Source organism: Streptomyces sp. B15, assembly GCF_018070605.1.
Classification (GTDB): domain Bacteria; phylum Actinomycetota; class Actinomycetes; order Streptomycetales; family Streptomycetaceae; genus Streptomyces; species Streptomyces smyrnaeus.
Map to the genome: position 1 here is coordinate 16,976 of NZ_JAGPXJ010000057.1, position 23,725 is coordinate 40,700.

At 71.2% G+C, this 23,725-nt stretch carries 23 protein-coding genes; 11 read left to right on the plus strand and 12 right to left on the minus strand.

Annotated features, from left to right (window positions below; genetic code table 11):
* Positions 1-4 precede the first annotated feature (4 nt).
* Positions 5-1,879, plus strand: coding sequence for a translation elongation factor 4 (gene lepA / locus KBY19_RS23555; RefSeq protein WP_099880715.1), 1,875 nt, complete (start codon positions 5-7; stop codon positions 1,877-1,879).
* Positions 1,880-2,083: 204 nt separating this feature from the next.
* Entirely contained in the window at positions 2,084-3,976 is a 1,893-nt protein-coding gene (locus KBY19_RS23560; protein ID WP_210966639.1) for a long-chain fatty acid--CoA ligase, read from the plus strand.
* Positions 3,977-4,037: 61 nt separating this feature from the next.
* On the opposite strand, the gene KBY19_RS23565 is transcribed toward KBY19_RS23560, so the two are convergent.
* Positions 4,038-4,289 carry a hypothetical protein gene (locus tag KBY19_RS23565; protein WP_210966640.1) on the minus strand — a complete coding sequence of 84 codons (252 nt, stop codon included), beginning with the start codon at positions 4,287-4,289 and terminating at the stop codon, positions 4,038-4,040.
* Between the two features lie 419 nt (positions 4,290-4,708).
* On the opposite strand from KBY19_RS23565, the gene KBY19_RS23570 reads away from it, so the two are divergent.
* Positions 4,709-6,463, plus strand: a complete 1,755-nt coding sequence (locus tag KBY19_RS23570; RefSeq protein ID WP_247691334.1) for a SpoIIE family protein phosphatase — start codon at positions 4,709-4,711, stop codon at positions 6,461-6,463.
* A gap of 11 nt (positions 6,464-6,474) precedes the next feature.
* On the opposite strand, the gene hemW is transcribed toward KBY19_RS23570, so the two are convergent.
* On the minus strand, positions 6,475-7,698 hold the full coding sequence (gene hemW / locus KBY19_RS23575; RefSeq protein ID WP_099886485.1) for a radical SAM family heme chaperone HemW: 1,224 nt from the start codon (positions 7,696-7,698) through the stop codon (positions 6,475-6,477).
* A 109-nt stretch (positions 7,699-7,807) separates the two neighbouring features.
* Here hemW and KBY19_RS23580 point away from each other — a divergent pair, with 109 nt between their 5' ends.
* Complete coding sequence (locus KBY19_RS23580; RefSeq protein ID WP_099880709.1) at positions 7,808-8,413, plus strand: Uma2 family endonuclease; 606 nt, start codon at positions 7,808-7,810, stop codon at positions 8,411-8,413.
* Here the strand turns inward: KBY19_RS23580 and KBY19_RS23585 are convergent.
* Positions 8,385-9,257, minus strand: a complete 873-nt coding sequence (locus KBY19_RS23585) for a DUF3097 domain-containing protein (protein WP_210966641.1) — start codon at positions 9,255-9,257, stop codon at positions 8,385-8,387. The two genes, KBY19_RS23580 and KBY19_RS23585, sit on opposite strands and share 29 nt — an antisense overlap.
* Before the next feature lie 13 nt (positions 9,258-9,270).
* The gene (locus tag KBY19_RS23590; RefSeq protein ID WP_185016823.1) at positions 9,271-10,053 is read right to left on the minus strand and encodes an MBL fold metallo-hydrolase; all 783 of its coding nucleotides are present in this window, start codon (positions 10,051-10,053) and stop codon (positions 9,271-9,273) included.
* Between the two features lie 262 nt (positions 10,054-10,315).
* Here KBY19_RS23590 and hrcA point away from each other — a divergent pair, with 262 nt between their 5' ends.
* The 6 genes from hrcA (at position 10,316) to KBY19_RS23620 (ending at position 15,883) form a co-directional block, all read left to right on the plus strand.
* A complete protein-coding gene (gene hrcA / locus KBY19_RS23595) occupies positions 10,316-11,332 on the plus strand; it encodes a heat-inducible transcriptional repressor HrcA (RefSeq protein ID WP_210966642.1) in 1,017 nt (338 codons plus the stop codon).
* A complete protein-coding gene (gene dnaJ / locus KBY19_RS23600; RefSeq protein WP_099880702.1) occupies positions 11,333-12,466 on the plus strand; it encodes a molecular chaperone DnaJ in 1,134 nt (377 codons plus the stop codon).
* Between the two features lie 212 nt (positions 12,467-12,678).
* The gene (locus tag KBY19_RS23605; protein WP_099880700.1) at positions 12,679-13,764 is read left to right on the plus strand and encodes a nitronate monooxygenase; all 1,086 of its coding nucleotides are present in this window, start codon (positions 12,679-12,681) and stop codon (positions 13,762-13,764) included.
* Entirely contained in the window at positions 13,761-14,498 is a 738-nt protein-coding gene (locus tag KBY19_RS23610) for a 16S rRNA (uracil(1498)-N(3))-methyltransferase (RefSeq protein ID WP_210966643.1), read from the plus strand. The genes KBY19_RS23605 and KBY19_RS23610 overlap by 4 nt, the downstream gene beginning before the upstream one ends.
* Positions 14,499-14,549: 51 nt before the next feature.
* Entirely contained in the window at positions 14,550-14,933 is a 384-nt protein-coding gene (locus KBY19_RS23615; protein ID WP_099880698.1) for a histidine triad nucleotide-binding protein, read from the plus strand.
* A gap of 29 nt (positions 14,934-14,962) precedes the next feature.
* A complete protein-coding gene (locus KBY19_RS23620) occupies positions 14,963-15,883 on the plus strand; it encodes a ribonuclease Z (RefSeq protein ID WP_210966644.1) in 921 nt (306 codons plus the stop codon).
* Between the two features lie 13 nt (positions 15,884-15,896).
* Here the strand turns inward: KBY19_RS23620 and era are convergent, their stop codons facing one another.
* The 3 genes from era to KBY19_RS23635 are packed head-to-tail and all read right to left on the minus strand — an operon-like array spanning position 15,897 to position 18,219.
* Positions 15,897-16,868 carry a GTPase Era gene (gene era, locus KBY19_RS23625; protein WP_099886483.1) on the minus strand — a complete coding sequence of 324 codons (972 nt, stop codon included), beginning with the start codon at positions 16,866-16,868 and terminating at the stop codon, positions 15,897-15,899.
* Between the two features lie 49 nt (positions 16,869-16,917).
* Entirely contained in the window at positions 16,918-17,277 is a 360-nt protein-coding gene (locus KBY19_RS23630; protein ID WP_099886482.1) for a cytidine deaminase, read from the minus strand.
* 60 nt (positions 17,278-17,337) lie between these two features.
* Complete coding sequence (locus tag KBY19_RS23635; protein ID WP_099880693.1) at positions 17,338-18,219, minus strand: helix-turn-helix transcriptional regulator; 882 nt, start codon at positions 18,217-18,219, stop codon at positions 17,338-17,340.
* Positions 18,220-18,303: 84 nt separating this feature from the next.
* Here KBY19_RS23635 and KBY19_RS23640 point away from each other — a divergent pair, with 84 nt between their 5' ends.
* Positions 18,304-19,806, plus strand: a complete 1,503-nt coding sequence (locus KBY19_RS23640; RefSeq protein WP_210966645.1) for an MFS transporter — start codon at positions 18,304-18,306, stop codon at positions 19,804-19,806.
* Here the strand turns inward: KBY19_RS23640 and KBY19_RS23645 are convergent.
* From KBY19_RS23645 to KBY19_RS23665, 5 genes are all read right to left on the minus strand, one after another.
* Positions 19,769-20,224: a hypothetical protein gene (locus KBY19_RS23645; RefSeq protein ID WP_210966646.1), complete on the minus strand. Its 456-nt coding sequence runs from the start codon at positions 20,222-20,224 to the stop codon at positions 19,769-19,771. The two genes, KBY19_RS23640 and KBY19_RS23645, sit on opposite strands and share 38 nt — an antisense overlap.
* Positions 20,194-20,556: an MmcQ/YjbR family DNA-binding protein gene (locus KBY19_RS23650; RefSeq protein ID WP_099886480.1), complete on the minus strand. Its 363-nt coding sequence runs from the start codon at positions 20,554-20,556 to the stop codon at positions 20,194-20,196. Before KBY19_RS23650 ends, KBY19_RS23645 begins: the two co-directional genes overlap by 31 nt.
* 89 nt (positions 20,557-20,645) lie before the next feature.
* On the minus strand, positions 20,646-21,983 hold the full coding sequence (locus tag KBY19_RS23655) for a hemolysin family protein (protein WP_210955346.1): 1,338 nt from the start codon (positions 21,981-21,983) through the stop codon (positions 20,646-20,648).
* Positions 21,980-22,480: an rRNA maturation RNase YbeY gene (gene ybeY / locus KBY19_RS23660; RefSeq protein ID WP_099880686.1), complete on the minus strand. Its 501-nt coding sequence runs from the start codon at positions 22,478-22,480 to the stop codon at positions 21,980-21,982. Before ybeY ends, KBY19_RS23655 begins: the two co-directional genes overlap by 4 nt.
* A gap of 11 nt (positions 22,481-22,491) precedes the next feature.
* Entirely contained in the window at positions 22,492-23,574 is a 1,083-nt protein-coding gene (locus KBY19_RS23665; protein ID WP_099880684.1) for a PhoH family protein, read from the minus strand.
* Positions 23,575-23,725: the final 151 nt, after the last annotated feature.

Sequence of the window (23,725 nt, forward strand, 5' to 3'; positions counted from 1 at the left end):
CTGCGTGCCCGCGACCCCAACGAACGCGCCGGAGCCGAGCCGTACCGACCCGGCGCTGATCCGTAACTTCTGCATCATCGCGCACATCGACCACGGCAAGTCCACGCTTGCCGACCGGATGCTCCAGCTGACCGGCGTCGTGGACAAGAGGCAGATGCGTGCGCAGTACCTCGACCGTATGGACATCGAGCGCGAGCGGGGCATCACGATCAAGTCCCAGGCCGTGCGGATGCCCTGGGCGCCCACGGACGACCCGGGAACCCCGTACGTCCTGAACATGATCGACACCCCGGGGCACGTCGACTTCACCTACGAGGTCTCCCGTTCGCTGGCGGCCTGCGAGGGCTGCATCCTGCTGGTCGACGCCGCGCAGGGGATCGAGGCGCAGACCCTCGCCAACCTCTACCTGGCGATGGAGCACGACCTCACGATCATCCCCGTGCTCAACAAGATCGACCTGCCCGCTGCCCAGCCCGACAAGTTCGCGGCCGAGCTGGCGCATCTCATCGGCTGCGAGCCGGAGGACGTGCTACGGGTCTCCGCCAAGACCGGTGAGGGTGTCGAGGAGCTGCTGGACCAGGTCGTCCGCCAGGTCACCCCGCCGGTCGGGAACGCGGACGCGCCCGCTCGCGCGATGATCTTCGACTCGGTCTACGACGCCTACCGTGGTGTGGTCACCTACATCAAGGTCGTCGACGGGATGCTCAGCAAGCGCGAGCGCATCCGGATGATGTCCACCGGGGCCACCCACGAGCTGCTGGAGATCGGCGCGAACTCGCCGGAGATGACGCCTGCCGACGGGCTGGGCGTGGGCGAGGTCGGCTATCTGATCACCGGCGTGAAGGATGTACGCCAGTCCAAGGTCGGTGACACGGTCACCCAGCTCACCAAGGGTGCCGAGGAGCCGCTGCCCGGCTACAAGGACCCCAAGCCCATGGTGTTCTCGGGGCTGTATCCGCTGGACGGCTCCGACTACCCCGAGTTGCGTGACGCGCTGGACAAGCTGCTGCTCAACGACGCCGCGCTCACCTACGAGCCGGAGACCTCGGCGGCGCTGGGCTTCGGCTTCCGGGTGGGCTTCCTGGGACTGCTGCACCTGGAGGTGATCCGTGAGCGGCTGGAGCGCGAGTTCGGCCTCGATCTGATCGCCACGGCGCCCAACGTGATCTACCGCGTGGAGATGGAGGACGGCACCGAGCACGTGGTGACCAACCCGAGCGAGTTCCCCACCGGGAAGCTCGCCACGGTGCACGAGCCGGTGGTGCGGGCCACGCTGATCGCGCCCAGTGAGTTCATCGGCGCGATCATGGAGCTGTGCCAGTCGCGGCGCGGCAGCCTGCAGGGGATGGACTATCTGTCCGAGGACCGGGTGGAGCTGCGCTACACGCTGCCGCTGGCGGAGATCGTCTTCGACTTCTTCGACGCGCTGAAGTCCAAAACCCGCGGCTACGCCTCGCTGGACTACGAGCCCACGGGCGAGCAGACGGCCGATCTGGTCAAGGTCGACATCCTCCTCCAGGGCGACAAGGTGGACGCGTTCTCCGCGATCGTCCACAAGGAGAAGGCGTACGCGTACGGCACCCGGATGGCCAACAAGCTGCGTGAGCTGATCCCCCGGCAGCAGTTCGAGGTGCCCATCCAGGCCGCCATCGGTGCGCGGGTCATCGCCCGCGAGACGATCCGCGCCATCCGCAAGGACGTGCTCGCCAAGTGTTACGGCGGTGACATCTCCCGTAAGCGGAAGCTGCTGGAGAAGCAGAAGGAAGGCAAGAAGCGGATGAAGGTCGTGGGGCGTGTGGAGGTGCCGCAGGAGGCGTTCATCGCGGCGCTGTCCAGCGACGACTCCTCCGGTGACGCCAAGGCCAAGGCCAAGAAGTAGCCCCGGGCCCCGGCGCCTCCGGCTCGGCGGGCGGGAGCTGTGGGTGGCAGCCCCCTTACGTAGTGGCAGACCCCTTACGTAAGGGGGCTGCTGCCTTTACTCTGATCACTGCTCAGTAGTTACTCGTGAGTCAATAAGCGCGAGCCGACACACAGCAGGACGACAAGCAGGACGACGAGCAGGACGCGGGTCCCGGAGGATGTCGTGAGCGACACACAGTCCCTGATCGAGAATCGGCCGCCTTCCGTGGCCACGCTCTTCCTGGAGCGGGTCGAGGCCACCCCCGACGCGGAGGCGTACCGCTATCCGGTGATCCGGCCCGCGGGCGAGAGCGAGGGACCCGACGAGTGGCGCTCCTACAGCTGGGGCGAGGCCGCGGAGCGGGTGTTCTCGATCGCGGCGGGGCTCATGGACCTGGGCGTGCGCCCCGAGGAGCGCGTCGGCATCGCCTCCGGCACGCGGATCGAGTGGATCCTCTCCGACCTGGGCATTCTGTGTGCGGGCGCCGCCACCACCACCGTCTACCCCAGCACCAACGCCGCCGAGACGGCCTACATCCTCGCCGACTCCGACAGCCGGGTGCTGATCGCCGAGGACGCCACCCAGCTGGCGAAGGTTCGCGAGCACCGCGACGAGCTGCCCGATCTGGCGCATGTGATCCTCATCGACGGCGAGCCCACCGCCGAGGACGCCGAGGGCGACTGGGCGCTGAGCTTCGCCGAGCTGGAGCGGCGCGGCGCCGCCTACCGGGAGAAGCACCCCGACGCCGTCACCGAGACGGTGCGCGGGCTGCGTTCCGACCAGTTGGCCACCCTCATCTACACCTCCGGTACGACAGGAAAGCCGAAGGGTGTCCGGCTGGCACAGGACGCCTGGTCGTACATGGCCCGCGCGGTCCCGCCGACGGGCCTGCTGAACAGTGACGACGTGCAGTACCTGTGGCTGCCGCTGGCGCACGTCTTCGGCAAGATGCTGATTTCCGTGCAGATCGACTCCGGACACGTCATCGCGGTGGACGGCAGAGTCGACAAGATCATCGAGAATCTGCCGGTCGTCCAGCCGACGAAGATGTGTGCGGTGCCGCGGATCTTCGAGAAGGTCTACAACGGTGTCGCGCAGAAGGCCCGTGCCGGGGGCGCGGCCAAGTACAAGATCTTCCAGTGGGCGGCCGAGGTCGCCCGTGAGTACGCGCGTACGACGCAGGACAACCAGCGCCGTACCGGGGTCGGCGACGCACCCACCGGTCTCAAGGTCAAGCACGCCATCGCCGACCGGCTCGTCTACAGCAAGCTGCGGGACGCGTTCGGCGGCCGGATGGTCGGCTGCGTCTCCGGTTCGGCCGCGCTCGCCCCGGACCTGGGCTACTTCTTCGCGGGCGCCGGCATCCCGGTGCTGGAGGGCTACGGACTCACCGAGTCGTCGGCCGCCAGCTTCTGCAACCGCAGCGACAACTTCCGCACCGGCACCGTCGGCAAGCCGATGCCCGGCACCGAGGTGCGGATCGCGGACGACGGCGAGATCCTGCTGCGCGGCCCCGGCATCATGCAGGGCTACCACGGGCTGCCGGAGAAGACCGCCGAGGTGCTGGAGGAGGACGGCTGGTTCCACACCGGCGACATCGGCGAACTGTCCGACGACGGATATCTGCGGATCACCGACCGCAAGAAGGACCTGATCAAGACCTCCGGCGGCAAGTACATCGCCCCTGCCGAGGTGGAGGGCCAGTTCAAGGCGATCTGCCCGTACGTCTCCAACATCCTGGTGCACGGCGCGGGACGGAACTACTGCACCGCGCTCATCTCGCTGGACGAGCCGGCCATCACTGCCTGGGCGGCCGACCACGAGGACCTCAAGGGCAAGCCCTACGCCGAGGTGGTCGGCTCCGAGCAGGTGCGCAGCCTGGTGGACGGCTACGTCGAGCAGCTCAACGCCGGGCTCCAGCGCTGGCAGACGATCAAGAAGTTCCGGATCCTGCCGCGTGACCTGGACATCGAGCACGGCGAACTGACACCCAGCCTCAAGATGAAGCGGCCGGTGGTGGAGAAGGAGTTCAGCGGGCTGATCGAGGAGATGTACGAGGGCGCCCGCGAGCGGTGACCCCCGTGGGGTCCGGTCGCCGGACGCTCCTTGAGAGGGCTCGGCCCCGGGACCTCGGCGGTCAGGAGCCGCGTAGCTCGTCCAGGGCGTCGGCCAGGGCGGCGACGTCACGGGCGAGCCGTGCGGTGTCGGCCGTGCCGTCGGCTGCCAGTCGGCTCTCGATCGCTGCCAGGCGGTCGGCGAAGTCGTCCAGTCGGCGCTGCTCCTCCTCCAGCAGCCGGCTCGACTGACGGTTCTTGCGGTACAGATCGAGGAAGACCGCCACCTTGGTGCGCAGCACCCATGGGTCGAACGGCTTCGTCAGACAGCCCACGGCTCCCGTCGCATCGCCCCGGTAGGCGTGATCTGCGTTCCCGCCGTCGGGGGCCGGTCAGAAAGATGATCGGGACATCCCGCGTCCGCTCGCACCGCGCGGGAAAGAGCCCGAGGAAAGCGAGAAGAGTACCGGGCCGCGGACCGGTGTCAAGGGCTCAAGGTCGGGAACGGCGGTGTTCGGCCACGATTTCCGTGACTCCACGCGTATGACCGAGCCCCTTCTGTCACCCTTGCTCTCTACCGTGCCGAGCGCGGTGAGGGAACGACCGGGGGAGTACCCGGGGTAGTCGCCCGGGGAGGGGTGCGATGGACAGCGGGGATGAGGCGGACACCACGGGGGCGGAGAGGCCGACCACGATGCCACCGTCGAATGCCATTACAGCGCCACCGTCAGGGGCGGGAGGGCGCGGGGGCGAGATGCCGCACGCGGTCCGTACCGAACTGCCGGGCAACGCGCTCGCGGCAGGGGCGGCGCGCGGCTTCGCCCGCGCGGCGCTCGGCCGGTGGGGAGTGCGCGGTACGGCGGCCGAGGACGCGGTGCTGCTGGTCAGCGAACTGGTCACCAACGCCGTCGTGCACGCCGGTACCTCGGTCGAGGTGGAGTGCCGCTACGCCGCCGGAGTCGTCTACGCGGAGGTCGCCGACCGCCATCCCGCGCGCCGGGTGGCCGCACAGGGCGAGGAGGGCCACGGCCTGCGGCTGGTCGGCGCGCTCGCCAAGGAGTGGGGCATCAGTTACCGCAGGGACCGCAAGGCCGTGTGGTTCCAACTCGGCCCCGCACCGCACATCCTCGGTGCCGGGCTGGGCGAGACCCCGCCCGACGACCCGGGGTCCGCCTCCGCCTCCCCTGCCGCCGCCCTTCCCGCCGTCTCCAGCGTGTCCCATCCGTTCCGGGACCGCGAGTGGACGGACAACGGTGCGCTCTCCTTCCTCGCCGAGGCGTCGGACCTGCTGTCCGGGCACACCGACGAGGACAAGGTCGCCTCGCTCGCCGGGCAGTTGATGGTGCCGCGCTTCGCCGACTGGTGTGCCGTATGGCTGCGGGACGACGAACGCTCGCGCCGGCCCCGGCTGGCCCGGGTCTGGCACGCGCAGGAGAGCCGCATCGAGGAGTTGCGTGCCGAACTCCCCGAGGAGCCGCCCGTCCCCGCGCCCCGGGTGCTGCCCGGTCAGGCCGCCCCTTGGCGCCGGCCCGGCGGCGCCGCGTCGAGCGGTGGCGCCGCCTCGACCGGCACCGACGGGGCCTCGGTCGTGTGCGACCTGGTCGTCGGTGGCCGTTCGGTCGGGGCGCTGGTGATCGGGCGCGCCGGTCTGCTGCGGATACCGGACGAAGTGCTGGGGCTGGTGGAGGACTTCGCACGCCGGGTGGCGCTCGCCGTACTCTCCGCGCGTCGCTACGCCCTCCAGGCGAACATCAGCCAGATCCTGCAGCGCGGCCTGCTGCCCAGCGAGGAGATGCACGTCCCCGGTCTCGACACCGCGCTCGTCTACGAACCCGCCGGCGAGGGCGCCTGGGCGGGTGGTGACTTCTACGACCTGCTGCGGCTGCCCGACGGCCGCTGGCGCTTCGCACTGGGCGATGTGTGCGGCAACGGCCCGGAGGCGGCCGTGGTGACCGGGCTGGCCCGCCCCGTGCTGCGACTGCTCGCCAGGGAGGGCCACTCCGTGCCCGAGACCCTGGAGCGGCTCAACCGGGAGGTGGGGGAGCAGGCGCGGTTCCTGTCCGTCGTCTACGGCGAACTCGCCTTCCGGGACGGGCTCGTGGAGTGCACGCTCAGCTGCGCTGGCCATCCGCTGCCGCTCGTGCGCGACGCCTTCGGGACGGTGCGTACCGCCGCACAGCCCCAGTTGCTCCTCGGGGTCGCACCGCGGGTCGGCTACGAGTGCCACTCCTTCTCGCTGCACCCCGGCGACACCCTGCTGTGCGTCACTGACGGAGTGACCGAACGCCGCTGCGGGCGCCGCCTGTTCGACGACGGCGACGGCCTGGCGACCTGCTTCGCCGCCGGCGCGGGGCTGGACGCCGACGGCACGGCCGAGCATGTGCGCCGCGCGGTGTACGCCTTCGCGCCCGACCTGCCCGCCGACGACCTGGCCATGCTGGTGCTGCGGGTGCCGGAGCAGACCGGAACGGCATCCGACGGCCGGACCGGCCTGCCGCGCCAGCCGTAAGGCCCGCCGCCTCAGTCCACCAGGTCCCTGACCACCGCGTCGGCCAGCAGCCGGCCCCGCAGGGTCAGCACCGCGCGGCCCTCCTCGTACGGCTCCCCCTCCAGCAGGCCCTCGTCCCGGGCCCGCTCGGCGGCCCGCGCACCCTGCGGCGCGAGCAGTGACAGCGGGCAGCCCTGGCTGAGCCTCAGCTCCAGCAGGATCCGTTCGACGCGCCTGTCCTCCGCGGTGAGCAGTTCGCGGCCGGCGCCGGGTGAGCGGCCCTCGGCCAGCGCCTTCGCGTAGGCAGCGGGGTGCTTGACGTTCCACCAGCGGACGCCGCCGATATGGCTGTGCGCACCCGGTCCGGCGCCCCACCAGTCGGCACCGGTCCAGTACAGCTCGTTGTGCCGGCAGCGGGCCGCCTCGTCACCGGTCACCGCCCAGTTGGAGACCTCGTACCACTCCATACCGGCCGCCGTCAGCCGCTCCTCGGCGATCAGATAGCGGTCCGCGTGCACATCGTCGTCGGTCATCGGCACTTCGCCGCGCCGGATGCGGCGGGCGAGCCGGGTGCCTTCCTCCACGATGAGCGCGTACGCCGAGATGTGGTCGGGGCCCGCGGCGAGGGCGGCGTCCAGGGAGGCGCGCCAGTCCTCGTCCGACTCGCCCGGCGTGCCGTAGATCAGATCGAGGTTCACATGGGAGAAACCCGCCTTGCGGGCCTCCCCGACGCACTCCTCGGGCCGTCCGGGGGTGTGTGTGCGGTCCAGGACGCGCAGGATGTGCGGGCGGGTGCTCTGCATGCCGAAGGAGACGCGGTTGAAGCCCGCCTCCCGCAGTTCGGCGAGGTAGGCGGGGTCCACCGACTCCGGGTTGGCCTCGGTGGTGACCTCGGCGTTCCGCGCCAGCCCGAACTCGTCCCTGACGGCCGCGAGCATGCGGCCCAGGTCGGCGGCGGGGAGCAGCGTGGGGGTGCCGCCGCCGACGAACACCGTCTCGACCGGGCGCGGGTCGTCGCCGAGTACGCGACGGGCCAGCCGGATCTCCTCGACGGCCTGCTCCGCGTAGCCCTCGCGGGAGCTGCCGCCCAGCTCGGTGGCGGTGTAGGTGTTGAAGTCGCAGTAGCCGCAGCGGGTGGCGCAGTACGGCACGTGGAGGTAGAAGCCGAGCGGGCGGTCGGCCGCACCGTCGAGTGCGTGCGGGGGCAGCGAACCGTCGCGGGGCACGGGCTCGCCGTCGGGAAGTGCGGAGGGCATGCTCTCCATTGTCCGGCACCGTTCGGACGACGGCCGACGGCGTGCGCACTGTCACATCTGGTGGCTACGCTGAGTGCGTACATGAACGCAGGGCCGCAAGGGGGCTGGAATGACCATCGCACCAGAACGGATGGATACCAGGATGACCGACTCCCGCGCGATAGAGGTCTTCGAGGGTCTCGACGTACCGGAGGGCTTCAAGGCGGAACTGCTGTGGGGGGAAATCGTGATGATGGCGGGGCCGGATCTGGTCCACAACCGGATCGTGCAGGCCGTGGCGGACCAGATCCCCCGCAAGCGCTGGGACCGTCTCCAGACCCAGGACGTCGCCCTCCTCGCCCAGACCAGCGAACCCCAGCCGGATCTCGTGGTGCTCCCGCGTGACGCGGGCCCTGCCTCGGGCAGGCTGATGCCCCCCGAGGAGATCACCCTCCTCCTGGAGGTTGTCTCCAAGACGAGCAAGCACCGGGACTACGTCACCAAGCGCACGCTCTACGCGGCGGGCGGCGTCCCCGGATATTTGATCATCGATCCTTTCACGGGTGAGTGCGTCCTGCTCACCGAACCGGCAGGCAAGGGCGAGGAGGCCGACTACCGGGTGGAGCGCCGGGCGCGGTTCGGCGAGTCCCTCCCGCTCGACCTCCTCGGAGTGAAGCTGGAGACCGAGGAGTTCCAGACCCTTCCCGTCAAGCAGTCGGAGAAGCCGGAGCAGTGACGAAGTCGATGAGCTCTTCGACCCGGCCCAGCAGGGCGGGCTCCAGGTCCTTGTAGGAGCGGACGCGGCCGAGCAGCTGCTGCCAGGCCGCGCCCGTGTTCTGCGGCCACCCCAGGGCGGCGCACACCCCGGTCTTCCAGTCCTGGCCGTGCGGAACGCGCGGCCAGGCCCGGATGCCTGCCGAGGCGGGCTTCACGGCCTCCCAGATGTCGATGTACGGGTGCCCCACCACCAGCACATGGTCCCCGCTCACCTGCTCGGCGATCCGCGATTCCTTCGAGCCGGGCACCAGGTGGTCCACCAGTACCCCGAGCCGGGCTTCGGGCCCGGGTGCGAACGCGTCCACGACGGCGGGCAGGTCGTCGACGCCCTCCAGGTATTCCACGACCACCCCCTCGATCCGCAGGTCGTCGCCCCACACCTTCTCGACCAGCTCGGCGTCGTGCCGCCCCTCGACATAGATCCGCCCTGCCCGTGCGACGCGGGCGCGTGCGCCGGGCACGGCGAGGGAACCGGAGGCCGTCAGCCGCCGCCCGGCCGCCGGGGCGCCGCCCCCGGCGCCCGCGCCCGCCTTCGCGCGGGGACGCACCAGCGTGACGGTCCTGCCTTCCAGCAGGAAGCCCGCGGCGGTCATCGGGAAGACCCGGTGCTTGCCGAAGCGGTCCTCAAGGGTGACGGTCGGGCCCTCCGCGGTCTTCTCGCACCGTACGACCGCCCCGCAGAACCCGGTACCGACCTCCTCCACCACCAGATCCCGCTCGGCGGCCACCTCGGGCACGGTGCGCGCCCGCTTCCACGGGGGAGTCAGATCCGGGTTGTCATAGCGGTCGTTTCGGCTGCGCATGCCGCTCATTGTGCTACGTGTCGCGGCTCGGGCCGCCAGGTGCCCAGGTGCCCTGGGAGGCGAACCGGCGCGCCAGCTCGTCCCGTTGGGCCCGCACATAGGCCGCGTCCACCAGGGCTCCGTGTCCCGGTACGTACACGGCGTCCTCGCCGCCCAGCGCCAGCAGCCGGTCCAGCGCGGCCGGCCAGTGGGCCGGATGGGCGTCGGCCCCGGCCTGGGGCGCGCCGGACTCCTCCACCAGGTCGCCGCAGAAGACGACGTCGGGGGAGCCGGGCACCAGGACGGCCAGGTCGTGCTCGGTGTGCGCCGGGCCGACGTTGACCAGTACGGCCTCGCGTCCGCCCAGGTCGAGGGTGAGCTGTCCGCTGACCGGATGGTGCGGGCGCACCAGGACGTCGGCCGCCTCCCCGGCCTCGTCCTCCAGCAGACCGTGGGCCACGGCGTCGTCCCGCAGCAGCTCGGCGCTGCGGGCCAGCAGCTCGCCGGCGCCGACTGCCGCGTACACCTCCGCGCCGGCGAAGACGGCGGCACCGAAGACGTGGTCGAAGTGCGGATGGGTGAGGACCACCCGCGTCACCCGGCGCCCCAGCAGCGCGGTCGCCTCGGCGCGGATCACAGCGCCCTCGCGCAGCGAGGATCCGGTGTCGATCACCAGGGCGCAGTGGTCACCGCCGACGGCGCCCACCGTCGCGTCCCACTGCGGCAGTCTGCGCCGCAGCACACCGGGCGCGACCCGCTCCCAGCTGTGGTCGTCGGCCGACTGATGGTGTCCGGCGTCTTCCCCAAACGGCTGCATGCCACGACGCTAACCGCAGTCCGGTCACGACGCTCTGGGCCGCACCGGGAGCGAGGATCGCACCACGGTGGCGCGGTACCGTCGGGCCTGCCGGCAGGCGGTCCCGGTCCCGGCCGCGGTCTGCCGACGGACGGCCCTTGCCCTGGCCGTGGTGACCGGCCGTACACTGGCTCAGGGACTTGGCACTCCGGCAGGAAGAGTGCCAGAGGGGATCGCCGAGGGAACGGACTTCGGACCAACGGCCGGACGGGAGGTGTGCGCCGTGCTCAGCGAGCGTCGACTTGAAGTCCTCCGCGCCATCGTCCAGGACTACGTCGGCACGGAGGAACCGGTGGGCTCCAAGGCGCTCACGGAGCGCCACAACCTGAAGGTGTCGCCGGCCACTGTCCGCAACGACATGGCGGCACTGGAGGACGAGGGGTACATCGCCCAGCCGCACACCAGTGCGGGCCGTATCCCCACCGACAAGGGGTACCGCCTCTTCGTCGACAAGCTCGCCGGGGTCAAGCCGCTGTCGTCCCCCGAGCGGCGCGCCATCCAGAACTTCCTCGAAGGAGCCGTCGACCTCGACGACGTCGTCGGCCGTACGGTCCGGCTGCTGGCCCAGCTCACCCGGCAGGTCGCCGTGGTGCAGTATCCGTCGCTGACCCGTTCGACGGTGCGGCACGTGGAGCTGCTGGGGCTGGCGCCCGCGCGGCTGATGCTGGTGCTGATCACCGACACCGGCCGGGTCGAGCAGCGGCTGATCGACTGCCCGGCGCCGATCGGCGAGACGGTCCTGGCGGATCTGCGGGCCCGGCTGTTGAGCCGGGTGGTCGGCGAACGCTTCACCGAGGTCCCCTCCCTGGTGCAGGACCTGCCGGAGGCGTTCGACGCCGACGACCGGGGCACGATCCAGACGGTGCTGGCCACCTTGCTGGAGACCCTGGTCGAGGAGACCGAGGAGCGGCTGATGATCGGCGGCACCGCCAATCTGACCCGCTTCGGGCACGACTTCCCGCTCACCATCCGGCCCGTTCTGGAGGCGCTGGAGGAGCAGGTCGTCCTGCTGAAGCTGCTCGGAGAGGCCAAGGACCCGGGTATGACCGTACGAATCGGGCATGAGAACCAGCACGAGGGACTGAGTTCCACATCGGTCGTCTCGGTCGGTTACGGTTCGGGCGACGAAGCAGTCGCCAAACTCGGCGTGGTCGGACCGACCCGCATGGACTACCCCGGAACGATGGGAGCTGTACGCGCAGTGGCACGGTACGTCGGACAGATCCTGGCGGAGTCATAAGTGGCGACGGACTACTACGCGGTCCTCGGTGTGCAACGTGACGCCTCGCAGGACGAGATCAAGAAGGCGTTCCGCAGACTCGCGCGCGAGCTGCACCCGGACGTCAATCCGGACCCGAAGACCCAGGAGCGGTTCAAGGAGATCAACACCGCTTACGAAGTGCTCTCGGACCCGCAGAAGAAGCAGGTCTACGACCTGGGCGGGGACCCGGCCTCCGGCGCCGCGGGTGCCGGCGCCGGCGGTTTCGGCGCGGGCTTCGGCAACTTCAGCGACATCATGGACGCCTTCTTCGGCACGGCGGCGCAGCGCGGCCCGCGCTCGCGCACCCGCCGGGGCCAGGACGCCATGATCCGGCTGGACATCGACCTGGACGAGGCCGCGTTCGGCACCACCAAGGACATCCAGGTCGACACCGCCATCGTCTGCGGCAGCTGCAGCGGCGACGGTGCCGCACCCGGCACCTCGGCGCAGACCTGCGACATGTGCCGGGGCCGTGGCGAGGTCTCGCAGGTCACCCGGTCCTTCCTGGGCCAGGTCATGACATCCCGGCCCTGCCCCCAGTGCCAGGGCTTCGGCACCGTGGTGCCCACTCCCTGCCCGGAGTGCGCGGGCGACGGACGGGTGCGCTCGCGGCGCAGCCTCACCGTGAAGATCCCGGCCGGTGTCGACAACGGCACCCGCATCCAGCTCGCGGGCGAGGGCGAGGTCGGCCCGGGCGGCGGGCCGGCCGGTGACCTGTACGTGGAGATCCACGAGAACGCGCACCCGGCCTTCCAGCGCCGCGGTGACGACCTGCACTGCACCGTCACCATCCCCATGACCGCCGCTGCTCTCGGTACGAAGGTGCCGCTGGAGACGCTGGACGGCATGGAGGAGATCGACATCCGGCCCGGTACCCAGTCCGGCCAGTCGATCCCGCTGCACGAGCGCGGTATCACCCATCTGCGCGGCGGTGGCCGCGGACAGCTCATCGTCCATGTCGAGGTGACGACCCCGATGAAGCTGGAGCCCGAGCAGGAGGAACTCCTCCGCCGCCTGGCCAAACTCCGCGGCGAGGAACGGCCTACCGGCCAGTTCCAGCCCGGTCAGCAGGGGCTGTTCTCCCGGCTGAAGGACGCTTTCAACGGGCGTTGAGGGCCGGCGGCCGGGGGTTCGGGGGTTGTCCTCCGGGTGGATGGGTCAGCCCGGTCAGCAGGGGCTGTTCTCCCGGCTGAAGGACGCTTTCAACGGGCGTTGAGGGCCGGCGGCCGGGGCTCGGCCCCGGCGCCGAAGCGGGCGCCGGGGGCGCGGTGGCGGACACCGAGGGTGCACGGGGGTGTGCGGTGGGGGCGTGACAGGATGTGGCCATGTCCACCTCGTCGCCTTCGCTCTCCGAGCTGACTGCGCACCCCGTCATCCAGGCCCCGATGGCAGGTGGGGTCTCCCGCCCCGAGCTGGCCGCGGCGGTGAGCGAGGCGGGTGGCCTGGGCTTTCTGGCCGCCGGGTACAAGACGCCCGAGGCGATGTACGAGGAGATCAGACAGCTGCGGCAGCAGACGGGGCGCCCGTTCGGCGTCAATCTGTTCATGCCGCAGCCGCGCACCACCGACCCGTCCGCGGTCGACGTCTACCGCGAACAACTCGCGGGCGAGGCCACCTGGTACGAGACGGAGCTGGGCGACACCGACGTCACGACGGACGACGCGTACGAGGCGAAGCTGGCGATCCTCTACGACGATCCGGTCCCGGTCGTCTCCTTCCACTTCGGCTGCCCCACCCGCCGGGTGCTGGCGCGCTTCGCCGAGCTGGGCACCTGCACCGTGGTGACCGCGACCTCGGTCGCGGAGGCGCGCGCGGTGCAGGCGGCCGGTGCGCACGCCGTGTGCTTGCAGGGCATAGAGGCGGGCGGCCACCAGGGCACGCACCGCGATGACGCGCAGGGTGACCGCGGGAGCGCCGGTATCGGGCTGCTGTCGCTGATCACGCAGGTCAAGGAGGCGGTGGCGCTGCCCCTGATCGCGGCGGGGGGACTGATGCGCGGGCAGCAGATCGCCGCCGTGCTCGCCGCGGGCGCGGTGGCCGGGCAGTTGGGCACCGCCTTTGTGCCCACCGAGGAGTCGGGCGCCCACCCGCTGCACAAGCAGGCGCTGACCGATCCGCTGTTCACCCGCACCGAGCTGACCCGGGCCTTCTCGGGGCGCCCGGCGCGCGGACTGGTCAACCGCTTCGTGCGGGAACACGGCCCGTACGCGCCCGCTGCCTACCCGCAGCTGCACTATCTGACGGCCGGGCTGCGCAAGGCCGCCGCCAAAGCGAAGGACCCGCAGGCGATGGCCCTGTGGGCGGGTCAGGGGCACCGGCTGGCGCGGGAGTTGCCCGCCGGGCAGCTGGTGGAGGTGCTGGCGGCGGAGCTCGCCGAGGCGCGTACGGCACTTGCGGGGTCGCCCTCGTGAGCGCGCCGGTCTTCCTCGCCGACTCCGGGCTGCTGCGCCCCGGCACGGTGGTACTGGACGGGCCGGAGGGGCGGCACGCCGTCTCGGTGCGACGGCTGCGCCCCGGCGAGGAGATCGTCCTGACGGACGGCGCCGGAGCGGGCGCGTACGGGAGCGTGACCGCCGCCGAGGGCAAGGACCGGCTGGAGATCGCCGTCCGCGAGGTCCGTACGGAGCCGGAACCGCGGCCGCGGCTCACCGTCGTACAGGCGCTGCCCAAGGGGGACCGGGGGGAGCTGGCGGTGGAGACGATGACGGAGACGGGCGTGGACGCCGTCGTGCCGTGGGCGGCGTCGCGCGCCGTGACCCGGTGGAAGGGGGAGCGGGCGGCCAAGTCGCTCGCCAAGTGGCGGAACACCGCGCGGGAGGCCGGCAAGCAGGCGCGTCGGCTGCGGTTCCCCCAGGTCGCCGACCTCGCCTCCACCGCCGAGGTCGCACAGCTGCTGCGGTCGGCCGACTTGGCCGGGGTGCTGCACGAGGAGGGCAGCACTCCGCTGGCCACCGCCGAGTTGCCCGCGGTGGGGGAGATCGTGTTGGTGGTGGGGCCCGAGGGCGGCGTCGCCCCCGAGGAGCTGGAGCTGTTCGCCGCCGCCGGGGCCGCCCCGTTCCGGCTGGGGCCGTCCGTGCTGCGGACCTCCACGGCCGGGACAGCCGCCGCCGCCGTCGTTCTCGCCCGTTGCGGTCGCTGGAACTGAGGGGCTGTCCGATCGCCGGGGGCCACGACACCCCTCGGGTAACATCCCGGCATGGCTTCCAACGGAGAACCGCAGCAGGACTGTCTGTTCTGCAAGATTGTCGCCGGCGAGGTGCCCGCGACGCTGGTGCGGGAGACCGACACGACCGTCGCGTTCCGCGACATCAACCCGCAGGCGCCCACCCATGTGCTGGTGATCCCCAAAGCGCACTATCCGGACGCGGCCTCGCTCGCGGCGGCCTCTCCGCAGCTGATCGCCGACGTGGTGCGGGAGGCCGGCGAGGTGGCGGCGATGGAGAAGATCGCCGTGCCGCACGGCGGTCCGGGCACCGGGTACCGGGTGGTCTTCAACACCGGTTCGGGCGCGGGGCAGACGGTCTTCCACGCGCACGCCCATGTGCTCGGGGGCCGCGGTCTGGAATGGCCGCCCGGATGAGAGCCACGCAAGTGAGGCGGTGAGGCGCGTTGTCGGTGCGAGAACTGGTCGTACTGGGTACCGCCAGCCAAGTGCCCACCCGGCAGCGCAACCACAACGGATACATCCTGTTGTGGGACGGCGAGGGCATCCTGTTCGACCCGGGTGAGGGCACCCAGCGGCAGATGCTGCACACCTCCGTCGCCGCGCACGATCTGACCCGTATCTGCCTGACGCACTTCCACGGCGACCACACCCTCGGTCTGCCCGGCGTCATCCAGCACATGAGTCTCGACGGGGTGCCGCACGAGGTGACGGCGTACTTTCCGGCGAGCGGGCACCACTACTTCGAACGGTTGCGGCACGCCACGCCGTTCCACGACACGGTACGGCTGCGCGAGGAGCCCGTCACCGCACCGGGGGTGCTGGCCGGGGGCCCGGCGCGGCCCCAGGTGCCGTTCACCCTGGAGGCGCGTCGGCTCTCGCACCGTATCGACACCTTCGGCTACCGGCTCACCGAACCGGACGCGCGCCGTATGCTGCCCGGCCTGCTGGCGGAGCGCGGAATCACCGGTCCGGACGTGGGCCGCCTCCAGCGGGAGGGGGAACTGCGTGGTGTACGTCTGGAAGAGGTCAGCGAGCCGCGGCGGGGACAACGCTTCGCCTTCGTCATGGACACCCGGCTGTGCGACGGGGTCCACGAGCTGGCCGAGGGCTGCGACATGCTCGTCATCGAGTCGACGTTCCTGCAGGCCGACGCGGAGCTGGCCGAGGTCTCCGGGCATCTGACGGCCTTCCAGGCGGGCCGGGTCGCTGCCGAGTCGGGCGTACGGCATCTGGTGCTGACGCACTTCTCGCAGCGCTACCAGGACACCGATGTGTTCGCCGCGGAGGCACGCGCCGCCGGGTTCGAGGGCGAACTGACGGCGGCGCGGGACCTGATGCGCGTCCCGGTGCCCAAACGGGCCTGACCGGCCCGCGGAGTCAGAAGCCGAGCCGGCGCAGCTGCTTGGGGTCGCGCTGCCAGTCCTTGGCGACCTTGACGTGCAGATCGAGGTAGACGGGGGTGCCCAGCAGCGCCTCGATGTGCCGGCGCGAGCTGCTGCCGACCTCCTTGAGACGCTTGCCCTTGGGGCCGATGACGATGCCCTTCTGGCTGGGGCGCTCGATGTAGATGTTCGCGTGTACGTCCAGCAGTGGACGGTCGGCGGGGCGGTCCTCGCGGGGCACCATCTCCTCGACCACCACCGCGATCGAGTGCGGCAGCTCGTCCCGTACGCCCTCCAGCGCCGCCTCGCGGATCAGCTCGGCGACCATGACCTGCTCGGGCTCGTCCGTCAGATCGCCGTCCGGGTACAGCGGCGGCCCCTGCGGCAGCAGCGGCACCAGCAGATCGGCCAGCAGGTCCACCTGGGAGCCCTCGGTGGCGGAGACCGGAACGATCTCCGCCCACTCGATGCCCAGCTCCCGGCCGAGCTGGTCGACGGCGAGGAGCTGCTCCGCGAGCGCCTTGCTGGAGACCAGGTCGGTCTTGGTGACCACGGCGACCTTCGGCGTCCGCTTCTTCAGCTCGGCCAGCTCCCCGGCGATGAACCGGTCGCCCGGGCCGATCTTCTGGTCGGCGGGCAGACAGAAGCCGATGACGTCGACCTCCGCCCAGGTGGTGCGCACCACGTCGTTGAGGCGCTCGCCGAGCAGGGTGCGGGGCTTGTGCAGGCCGGGGGTGTCCACCAGGACGAGCTGGGCTTCCGGGCGGTGCACGATGCCGCGCACCGTGTGCCGGGTCGTCTGCGGGCGGGTGGAGGTGATCGCGACCTTCGTGCCCACCAGCGCATTGGTCAGCGTCGACTTGCCCGCGTTCGGGCGGCCGACGAAGCAGGCGAATCCCGAGCGGTGCTCTGCCTCGTCCCGGGCGCGGCCTTCGGTGTCGCCGGCGGTGGCGGAAGATGCGTTCATGACGACCATTCTCCCCGATGGACGGGGAGCTTTCGGCCGAGCCCTCGGCTCAGCCCGCCGTCACCGTCGAGCGCACCTCGCCGTCCGGCCCGGCCAGCAGCACCGGGGTGGCGGGCCCGCCCAGGTCCCGTACGGCCGCCAGATCCTCGGCCGGCACCTGCTCGGCCTCCGAGACCACGGCCGCCGCCTCCAGCGAGGTGGCTCCCGAGGCCACCGCCATCGCCACGGCCGTACGCAGCGCCGAAAGCTCCAGCGAGGGCAGCGTGACCGACCCCGCCACATAGGTGCGTCCCGTCTCGTCCCGCACGGCGGCGCCCTCCGGGACGGCGTTGCGGGCACGCGCGCTGCGCGCCAAGGTGACGATCTTGCGGTCTTCCGGGTTCGGCCCCCCGGTGCTCTGGTCACTCATGACCGCGAGCATATGCGGTGCCCGCACCACGCCCACCAGGTGCCTCACCTACCGGGTGCCTCACCCCGCGACCTGGTGGAGGGTGGCGCGGCGCACCTCCGGCTCGGCCAGCCGCTGCAGTCTCTCGGCGGTGCCGGTGCCCGCGACCGGGTTGTGCAGGATGAGCCTGAGATCGGGCCGGGCCGGCACCTGGAGCGTCGTCGACTCGAAGTGCAGCGCGCCCACCACCGGATGGTGCAGCTCCTTGCGCCGCTGACCGGGGCGGCAGACATCGCCCAGCTCCCACAGCCGGCGGAAGTCGTCGCTGTTGGCCAGCAGCTCCTCCAGCAGCAGCTGGAACCCCTCGTCCTGGGGCCACTCCGCCAGAGAGGCGCGCAGTTCGGCGACCACGCCCGGCGCGTTCTGCTCCCAGCTGACCGAACGGGCGCGGTAGCGCTCGTCGCAGAAGAAGTTGATGATGCAGTTCTCCTGCGCGTCCATGCCCATCACCAGCCGAGCCGACTCGTTGAGCCCGACGGCGCTGTAGTACGGGTCCATGATGTGTGCCGGATACGGCATCCAGGTGTCGATGAGCCGCTGCAACCCGTCGCACAGATAGTCGCGGTCGTACTCGGACTCGGGCAGCGGCGGGTTGAGGCCCGCCAGGACGTACAGATGCCGCCGCTCGGCAGCGCTCATCCGCAGCACCCGCGCCACCGCGTCGAGCACCTGCGGGGAGACGGTGATGTCCCGGCCCTGCTCCAGCCACTGGTACCAGGAGGCGCCCACCCCAGCGAGCACGGCCACCTCCTCGCGGCGCAGCCCCGGTGTCCGGCGCCGGGGGCCGCCGTCGGGCAGCCCCGCCTCGGCGGGTGAGACGCGGGCCCGGCGGGAGCGCAGAAACGTGCGCAGCTCCGCGCCGCGCCGGGCTGTCTCCGGTCGGCTCCTCGAAGCACTGGCCACCTGATCCCCTCCCTGACTGGTGGTGCGGGCACCACCATAAACAGCAGCTCCCCACGGGATGTTCCGCGCCAGCAGGCTGTGATCATGCCAACGACCGCTTCCGTACCGGATACGACCGCGCCCACGCCGGTCCCCGACCACGACCACCCGGCACCGTCCGGCCGCCCGGCCGGCTCCCGGCCGTCCCAGCGCTTCACCCCGCGCGAGATCCTGCTCCTCGTGGTGCTGTGCGCCTCGCAGTTCCTCGTCGCGCTCGACTTCTCCGTACTGAACGTCGCGCTGCCCGTCCTCGGCCCGGACCTGGGGATGGGCGAGGCCGGGCTGCAGTGGGCCGTGACCGCTTTCGCGCTCCCCACCGGCAGTTTCCTGCTGCTCTTCGGCCGCCTGGGCGACCAGTTGGGCCGCCGCCGTACGTTCCTGACCGGGCTGGCCCTCTTCACGGGAGCCTCGGTGCTGGCCGCCGTCGCACCCACCGCGCCGCTCTTCCTGGCCGGCCGCGCACTCCAAGGGCTCGGTGCCGCCGCGCTGGTTCCCACCGGCATGGCCCTGATCACCACCTCGTTCGCCGAGGGCCCCAAGCGGACCAAGGCGCTGAGCATCAACGGCTCCCTGATGGCGCTGGGCTTCACCGTCGGCATGGTCGTCGGCGGCATCCTCACCGACACCCTCGGCTGGCGCTCCACCATGGGGCTGCTCGGAGTGGGCGGGGTGCTGGTGCTGCTGGCCGCGCCCCGGCTGCTGAGCGAGAGCCGGGGGCCGCGCACCCGGTTGGACGTGCCCGGCGCGCTGACCGTCACCGGGGGGCTCTTCGGCGTCGTCTACGGGCTGTCCACCGCAGCCGAGGAGGGTTTCTCCCGCCCCGATGTGCTGATCGCCATCGTCGCCGGACTGGCGCTGCTCGTCCTGTTCGTCCGGGTGGAGGCCCGCAGCGCCGAGCCGCTGCTGCCGCTGTGGATGCTGCGCCGCCCCAATGTCGCCTTCGGCAACCTGGCCGGGCTCGTCACCGTCTCGATGATGACCGCCGTGGTCTTCTTGATGACGCTCTACCTCCAGGACCTGCTGGGTGTCTCCGCACTCGTCTCCGGCCTGGTCTTCGGCGTGCAGGGGCTCGCCTCCGTCGCGGGTGGCGCCGTCGCACCCCGGGTGGCCCGCCGGATCGGCGCCCCGCGCACCCTGGCGCTCGCCCTGATCGGCCAGGGGGCGCTGACGGCGGCGCTGCTGGGGCTGGGCGCCGGGAGCGGGCTGTGGCTGGTCGTGGTGGCCATCTCACTGGCCAGCGGGCTGCATCTGGTGGCCGTCGTCACCTACGGCGTCACCGCCACCTCCGGGCTCGACGACACCGACCAGGGCCGCGCCACCTCGCTGGTCACCAGCGCCATGCAACTCGGCCTGGCGCTCGGCATCCCGCTGCTGAGCGCCCTGTCCGTCGGCTGGGCGGGTGTCCTGCGCAGTGGCGGCACCTCAGCCGATGCCGCCACCCTGGGAGGGATCAAGCTGGGTCTCGGTGCCGATGTCGTCGTCCTGCTCGCCACCGGCGCCCTGGTGGCCCTCACGGTGGGCCGTCGCCGGCCTGCGGAGCGGCCGTAGCCGGGAGAGTGCCTGCCCCTGCCCGACGTCTGCGGGCTGCGGGAGCGGTGTGGCCGCTCGCGCAGTTCCCCGCACCCCTTCGGGGCGCAGCCCCGCGCACGCCGGGCATGCCCGGCGTCAGCACCAGGTCGAGGGTGAGCTGCTTGCCGTCGGCCGGGCCGCCCCGGGCGGTGCCGCGCAGCCGGGCGCTCGCGCTGTCGGCGCCGGTTCGCACCTTCAGCCGGGAGACGGTGAACCCGACGGTGACCGCGTTGTACTCGGTGGTGAACTTCCTGCAGCTCTCGCGGACGCTCTCGAAGCTGCTCAGCGCCCGCTTGGAGCCGTCGCCGCCCCGGAGCGCGAGCGGGGGCCCCGAACAGGTGGTGGCGGCCGGGTGCGCCCGAGGCGTCAGCCCTGCCCCAGCCGCAGCCGCTCCCACCGGGGCAGCCCGGCGACCACCAGGTCGTAGGAGTCCTCGACCATCTCCCGTACGGTCCGGTCCGACAGGCTTCCGTCGAGGGTCACCGTGTTCCAGTGGCGCTTGTTGAGGTGCCAGCCGGGCCGCACCGCCGGATACGACGCGCGCAGCCGCACCGCGATCTCCGGATCGCACTTGAGGCTCACGCTCAGCGGCGTCTCGCCCAGGGCGCTGAGGGCGAAGATCTTCCCGCTGACCTTGAAGGTGGACAGCCCCGGGTAGGTGGGAAACGGAAAGTCCTCCCACGCCTCGTTCTGCTCCAGGCAGCAGGCTTTGAGCTCGTCCGGCGTCATGGCCACAGCGTAGGTGCCGCCTGTGACAGCGACCGCCGGGGCGAGGGGCTGCTGCGGCCCCTCGCCCCGGCGGACCAAGGCCGGCTCCGTCAGCTCTCGGTGAGCGCCGTACTCTCCTCGCCGTCCGCCGCGGCCGGCTCCCGGACCGGCTCGACGAGCACCGTCACGATCTTGTTGCGGCGGCCCGCCGGGGACTCGGCCGTCAACCGCAGGCCCGTCAGGGTGGGGTCGGAGTGGTCCTGGGAGACATCGACCGTGGTGGTCGCGCCGGCGATCGGTACCCGGCCCAGCGACTTGGCGAGCAGCCCGCCGACCGTCTCCACGTCCTCGTCGTCCAGCCCCGTCAGCCCGAACAGCTCGCCCAGGTCGCCGATGTCCAGCCGGGCCGTGACCCGGTAGCGGCCCTCGCCCAGTTCCTCCACGGGCGGCAGCTCCCGGTCGTACTCGTCGGCGATCTCCCCGACGATCTCCTCCAGGATGTCCTCGATGGTCACGATCCCGGCGGTGCCGCCGTACTCGTCGATCACCACGGAGACATGGATGCGGTCCTTCTGCATCTCCCGCAGGAGATCGCCCGCGTTCTTGGTGTCCGGCACGAAGGTGGCGGGCCGCATCGCGGTGGAGACCAGCTCCGTCTCCGCGTCCCGGCTGACGTGCACCTTCCGGGCCAGGTCCTTGAGGTAGACGATGCCCACCACGTCGTCCTCGCTCTCCCCGACCACCGGGATCCGCGAGAAACCCGAGCGCAGCGCCAGCGTCAGCCCCTGCCGGATCGTCTTGAACCGTTCGATCGTGATCAGGTCCGTACGCGGGACCATCACCTCGCGTACCAGCCGGTCACCGAGCTGGAAGACGGAGTGCACCATCTTCCGCTCCTCCGCCTCGATCAGCGACTCCTGCTCCGCGAGATCCACCATCGCGCGCAGCTCCGCCTCGCTGGCGAACGGTCCCTTGCGGAATCCCTTCCCCGGGGTGAGCGCGTTGCCGAGCAGGATCAGCAGCTGCGGCACCGGGCCCAGGATGCGGGCCAGCGGCAGCAGTACATAGGAGGCGGCCGTCGCCGTGTTCAGCGGGTGCTGGCGGCCGATGGTGCGCGGCGACACCCCGATGGCGACATAGGAGACGAAGACCATCACACCTATGGCGACGGCCAGCGCCTGCCACGTCCCGTCGATGGCGCGCAGACAGGCGTACGTCACCAGCGCACCGGCCGCCACCTCGCAGGCGACCCGCAGCAGCAGGGCCAGGTTGAGGTAGCGCGTCGGGTCGGCGGCCACCGCGGCCAGCTTGGCGCCGCCGCGCCGGCCCTGGCGCACCGCCTCCTCGGCCCGGTAGCTGGTCGTGCGGGCCAGCCCCGCCTCGGCGCAGGCGGCCAGCCACGCCACGATGACCAGTAGGACGACGGCGGCGAGAAGCGGCGTGCTCACGATGTCGTCGTGGGTGCGGGAGAGGGCCCGGCCAGTCCGCGCTCGGCGCGCCAGCCGTCGACGATCGCGGACTGCAGTCCGAACATCTCGGCCCGCTCGCCGGGCTCCTCGTGGTCGTAGCCCAGCAGATGCAGCACGCCGTGCACGGTGAGCAGTTGCAGCTCCTCGTCCATGGAGTGCTGCGTCGGTGCGTCGGCACCCTGCTTCTCGGCCACCTCGGGGCACAGCACGATGTCACCGAGCAGGCCCTGCGGGGGCTCCTCCTCGTCCCGGGACGGCGGGCGCAGCTCGTCCATCGGGAAGGACATCACGTCGGTGGGCCCCGGCAGTTCCATCCACTGCTTGTGCAGCTGCTCCATGGTGGCGGCGTCGACCGCGATCACCGACAGCTCGGACAGCGGATGGATCCGCATTCGGGCCAGGGCGTAGCGGGCGATGTCGAGCACCGCTTCCTCGTCGACCCGGCGGCCGGACTCGTTGTTGACGTCGATCGACATGGTGGTGCCGACTACTTCCTCTTGCGGTGGCCACGGTTCGCGTGCGCATCGGCGCCCGCGCTGTCGCCCTGGGCCGGAGCGGCCTGCTGGGCGTTGTCGTAGCGGTCGTACGCGTCGACAATACGGCCCACCAGCTTGTGCCGGACCACGTCTGTGCTGGTCAGCTGCGAGAAGTGGACGTCTTCCACGTCTTGCAGGATCTCCCGCACCTGGCGCAGCCCGCTCTTCGTCCCGCCGGGCAGGTCGACCTGGGTCACATCGCCCGTGATCACTATCTTCGAGTCGAAACCGAGCCGGGTGAGGAACATCTTCATCTGCTCGGGGTTCGTGTTCTGCGCCTCGTCCAGGATGATGAATGCATCATTCAACGTTCTGCCCCGCATGTAGGCCAGTGGCGCCACCTCGATCGTCCCGGCCGCCATCAGACGGGGGATCGAGTCGGGGTCGAGCATGTCGTGCAGCGCGTCGTACAGCGGCCGCAGATACGGGTCGATCTTCTCGTAGAGCGTGCCCGGCAGAAAGCCGAGCCGCTCACCGGCCTCGACCGCGGGCCGGGTGAGGATGATGCGCGTGACCTGCTTGGCCTGGAGCGCCTGAACCGCCTTGGCCATCGCGAGATACGTCTTTCCGGTGCCGGCCGGGCCGATACCGAAGACGACCGTGTGCTGGTCGATCGCGTCCACATAGCGCTTCTGGTTGAGCGTCTTGGGACGGATCGTGCGGCCTCGGTTGGAGAGGATGTTCTGGGTGAGCACCTCGGCGGGCGTCTCGTCGACGGCGCCTGTGCCGTTCTCCTGTGCGCGCAGCATGGAGATCGAGCGCTCCACCGCGTCCTCCGTCATCGGCTGGCCGGCGCGCAGCACCAGCATCATCTCGTCGAAAAGGCGCTGGACCAGGGCGACCTCCGCGGGGTTACCCGTCGCGCTGATCTCGTTGCCCCGGACATGGATGTCCGTACCGGGAAACGCGTCCTCGATCACGCGCAGCAGAGAGTCTCCGGAGCCCAGCACCGTCACCATGGGGTGGCTGGGTGGCACGGTGAAGCGGGCTGTCTCCTGCCCGGATCCGGCCTGGGATGGGGTTGTCTGCGTCATGGGCGGCCTCTGGGGCCTGCTCATCTCCCTCGCTGCGGCGTACGTCCACTACGCCTCCAGGGTACGACGAGGCTTCAGGACCGCTCACCGGTTTTGTGCGGGGCGGGCACCGGCGCCAGGACGGCGGGCCGGGGCGCCGCCCGCTCCCTCA

Bases quoted from the DNA above. Each gene is read 5' to 3' on its own strand.
- KBY19_RS23605 (WP_099880700.1), top strand. From the start codon at position 12,679: ATGTCCACCTCGTCGCCTTCGCTCTCCGAGCTGACTGCGCACCCCGTC.
- ybeY (WP_099880686.1), bottom strand. From the start codon at position 22,480: ATGTCGATCGACGTCAACAACGAGTCCGGCCGCCGGGTCGACGAGGAA.
- KBY19_RS23650 (WP_099886480.1), bottom strand. From the start codon at position 20,556: ATGACGCCGGACGAGCTCAAAGCCTGCTGCCTGGAGCAGAACGAGGCG.
- hemW (WP_099886485.1), bottom strand. From the start codon at position 7,698: ATGCCCTCCGCACTTCCCGACGGCGAGCCCGTGCCCCGCGACGGTTCG.
- era (WP_099886483.1), bottom strand. From the start codon at position 16,868: ATGAACGCATCTTCCGCCACCGCCGGCGACACCGAAGGCCGCGCCCGG.
- KBY19_RS23570 (WP_247691334.1), top strand. From the start codon at position 4,709: ATGCCGCACGCGGTCCGTACCGAACTGCCGGGCAACGCGCTCGCGGCA.
- KBY19_RS23585 (WP_210966641.1), bottom strand. From the start codon at position 9,257: ATGCGCAGCCGAAACGACCGCTATGACAACCCGGATCTGACTCCCCCG.
- KBY19_RS23580 (WP_099880709.1), top strand. From the start codon at position 7,808: ATGACCATCGCACCAGAACGGATGGATACCAGGATGACCGACTCCCGC.
- KBY19_RS23590 (WP_185016823.1), bottom strand. From the start codon at position 10,053: ATGCAGCCGTTTGGGGAAGACGCCGGACACCATCAGTCGGCCGACGAC.
- KBY19_RS23615 (WP_099880698.1), top strand. From the start codon at position 14,550: ATGGCTTCCAACGGAGAACCGCAGCAGGACTGTCTGTTCTGCAAGATT.
- KBY19_RS23630 (WP_099886482.1), bottom strand. From the start codon at position 17,277: ATGAGTGACCAGAGCACCGGGGGGCCGAACCCGGAAGACCGCAAGATC.
- KBY19_RS23665 (WP_099880684.1), bottom strand. From the start codon at position 23,574: ATGACGCAGACAACCCCATCCCAGGCCGGATCCGGGCAGGAGACAGCC.
- KBY19_RS23640 (WP_210966645.1), top strand. From the start codon at position 18,304: ATGCCAACGACCGCTTCCGTACCGGATACGACCGCGCCCACGCCGGTC.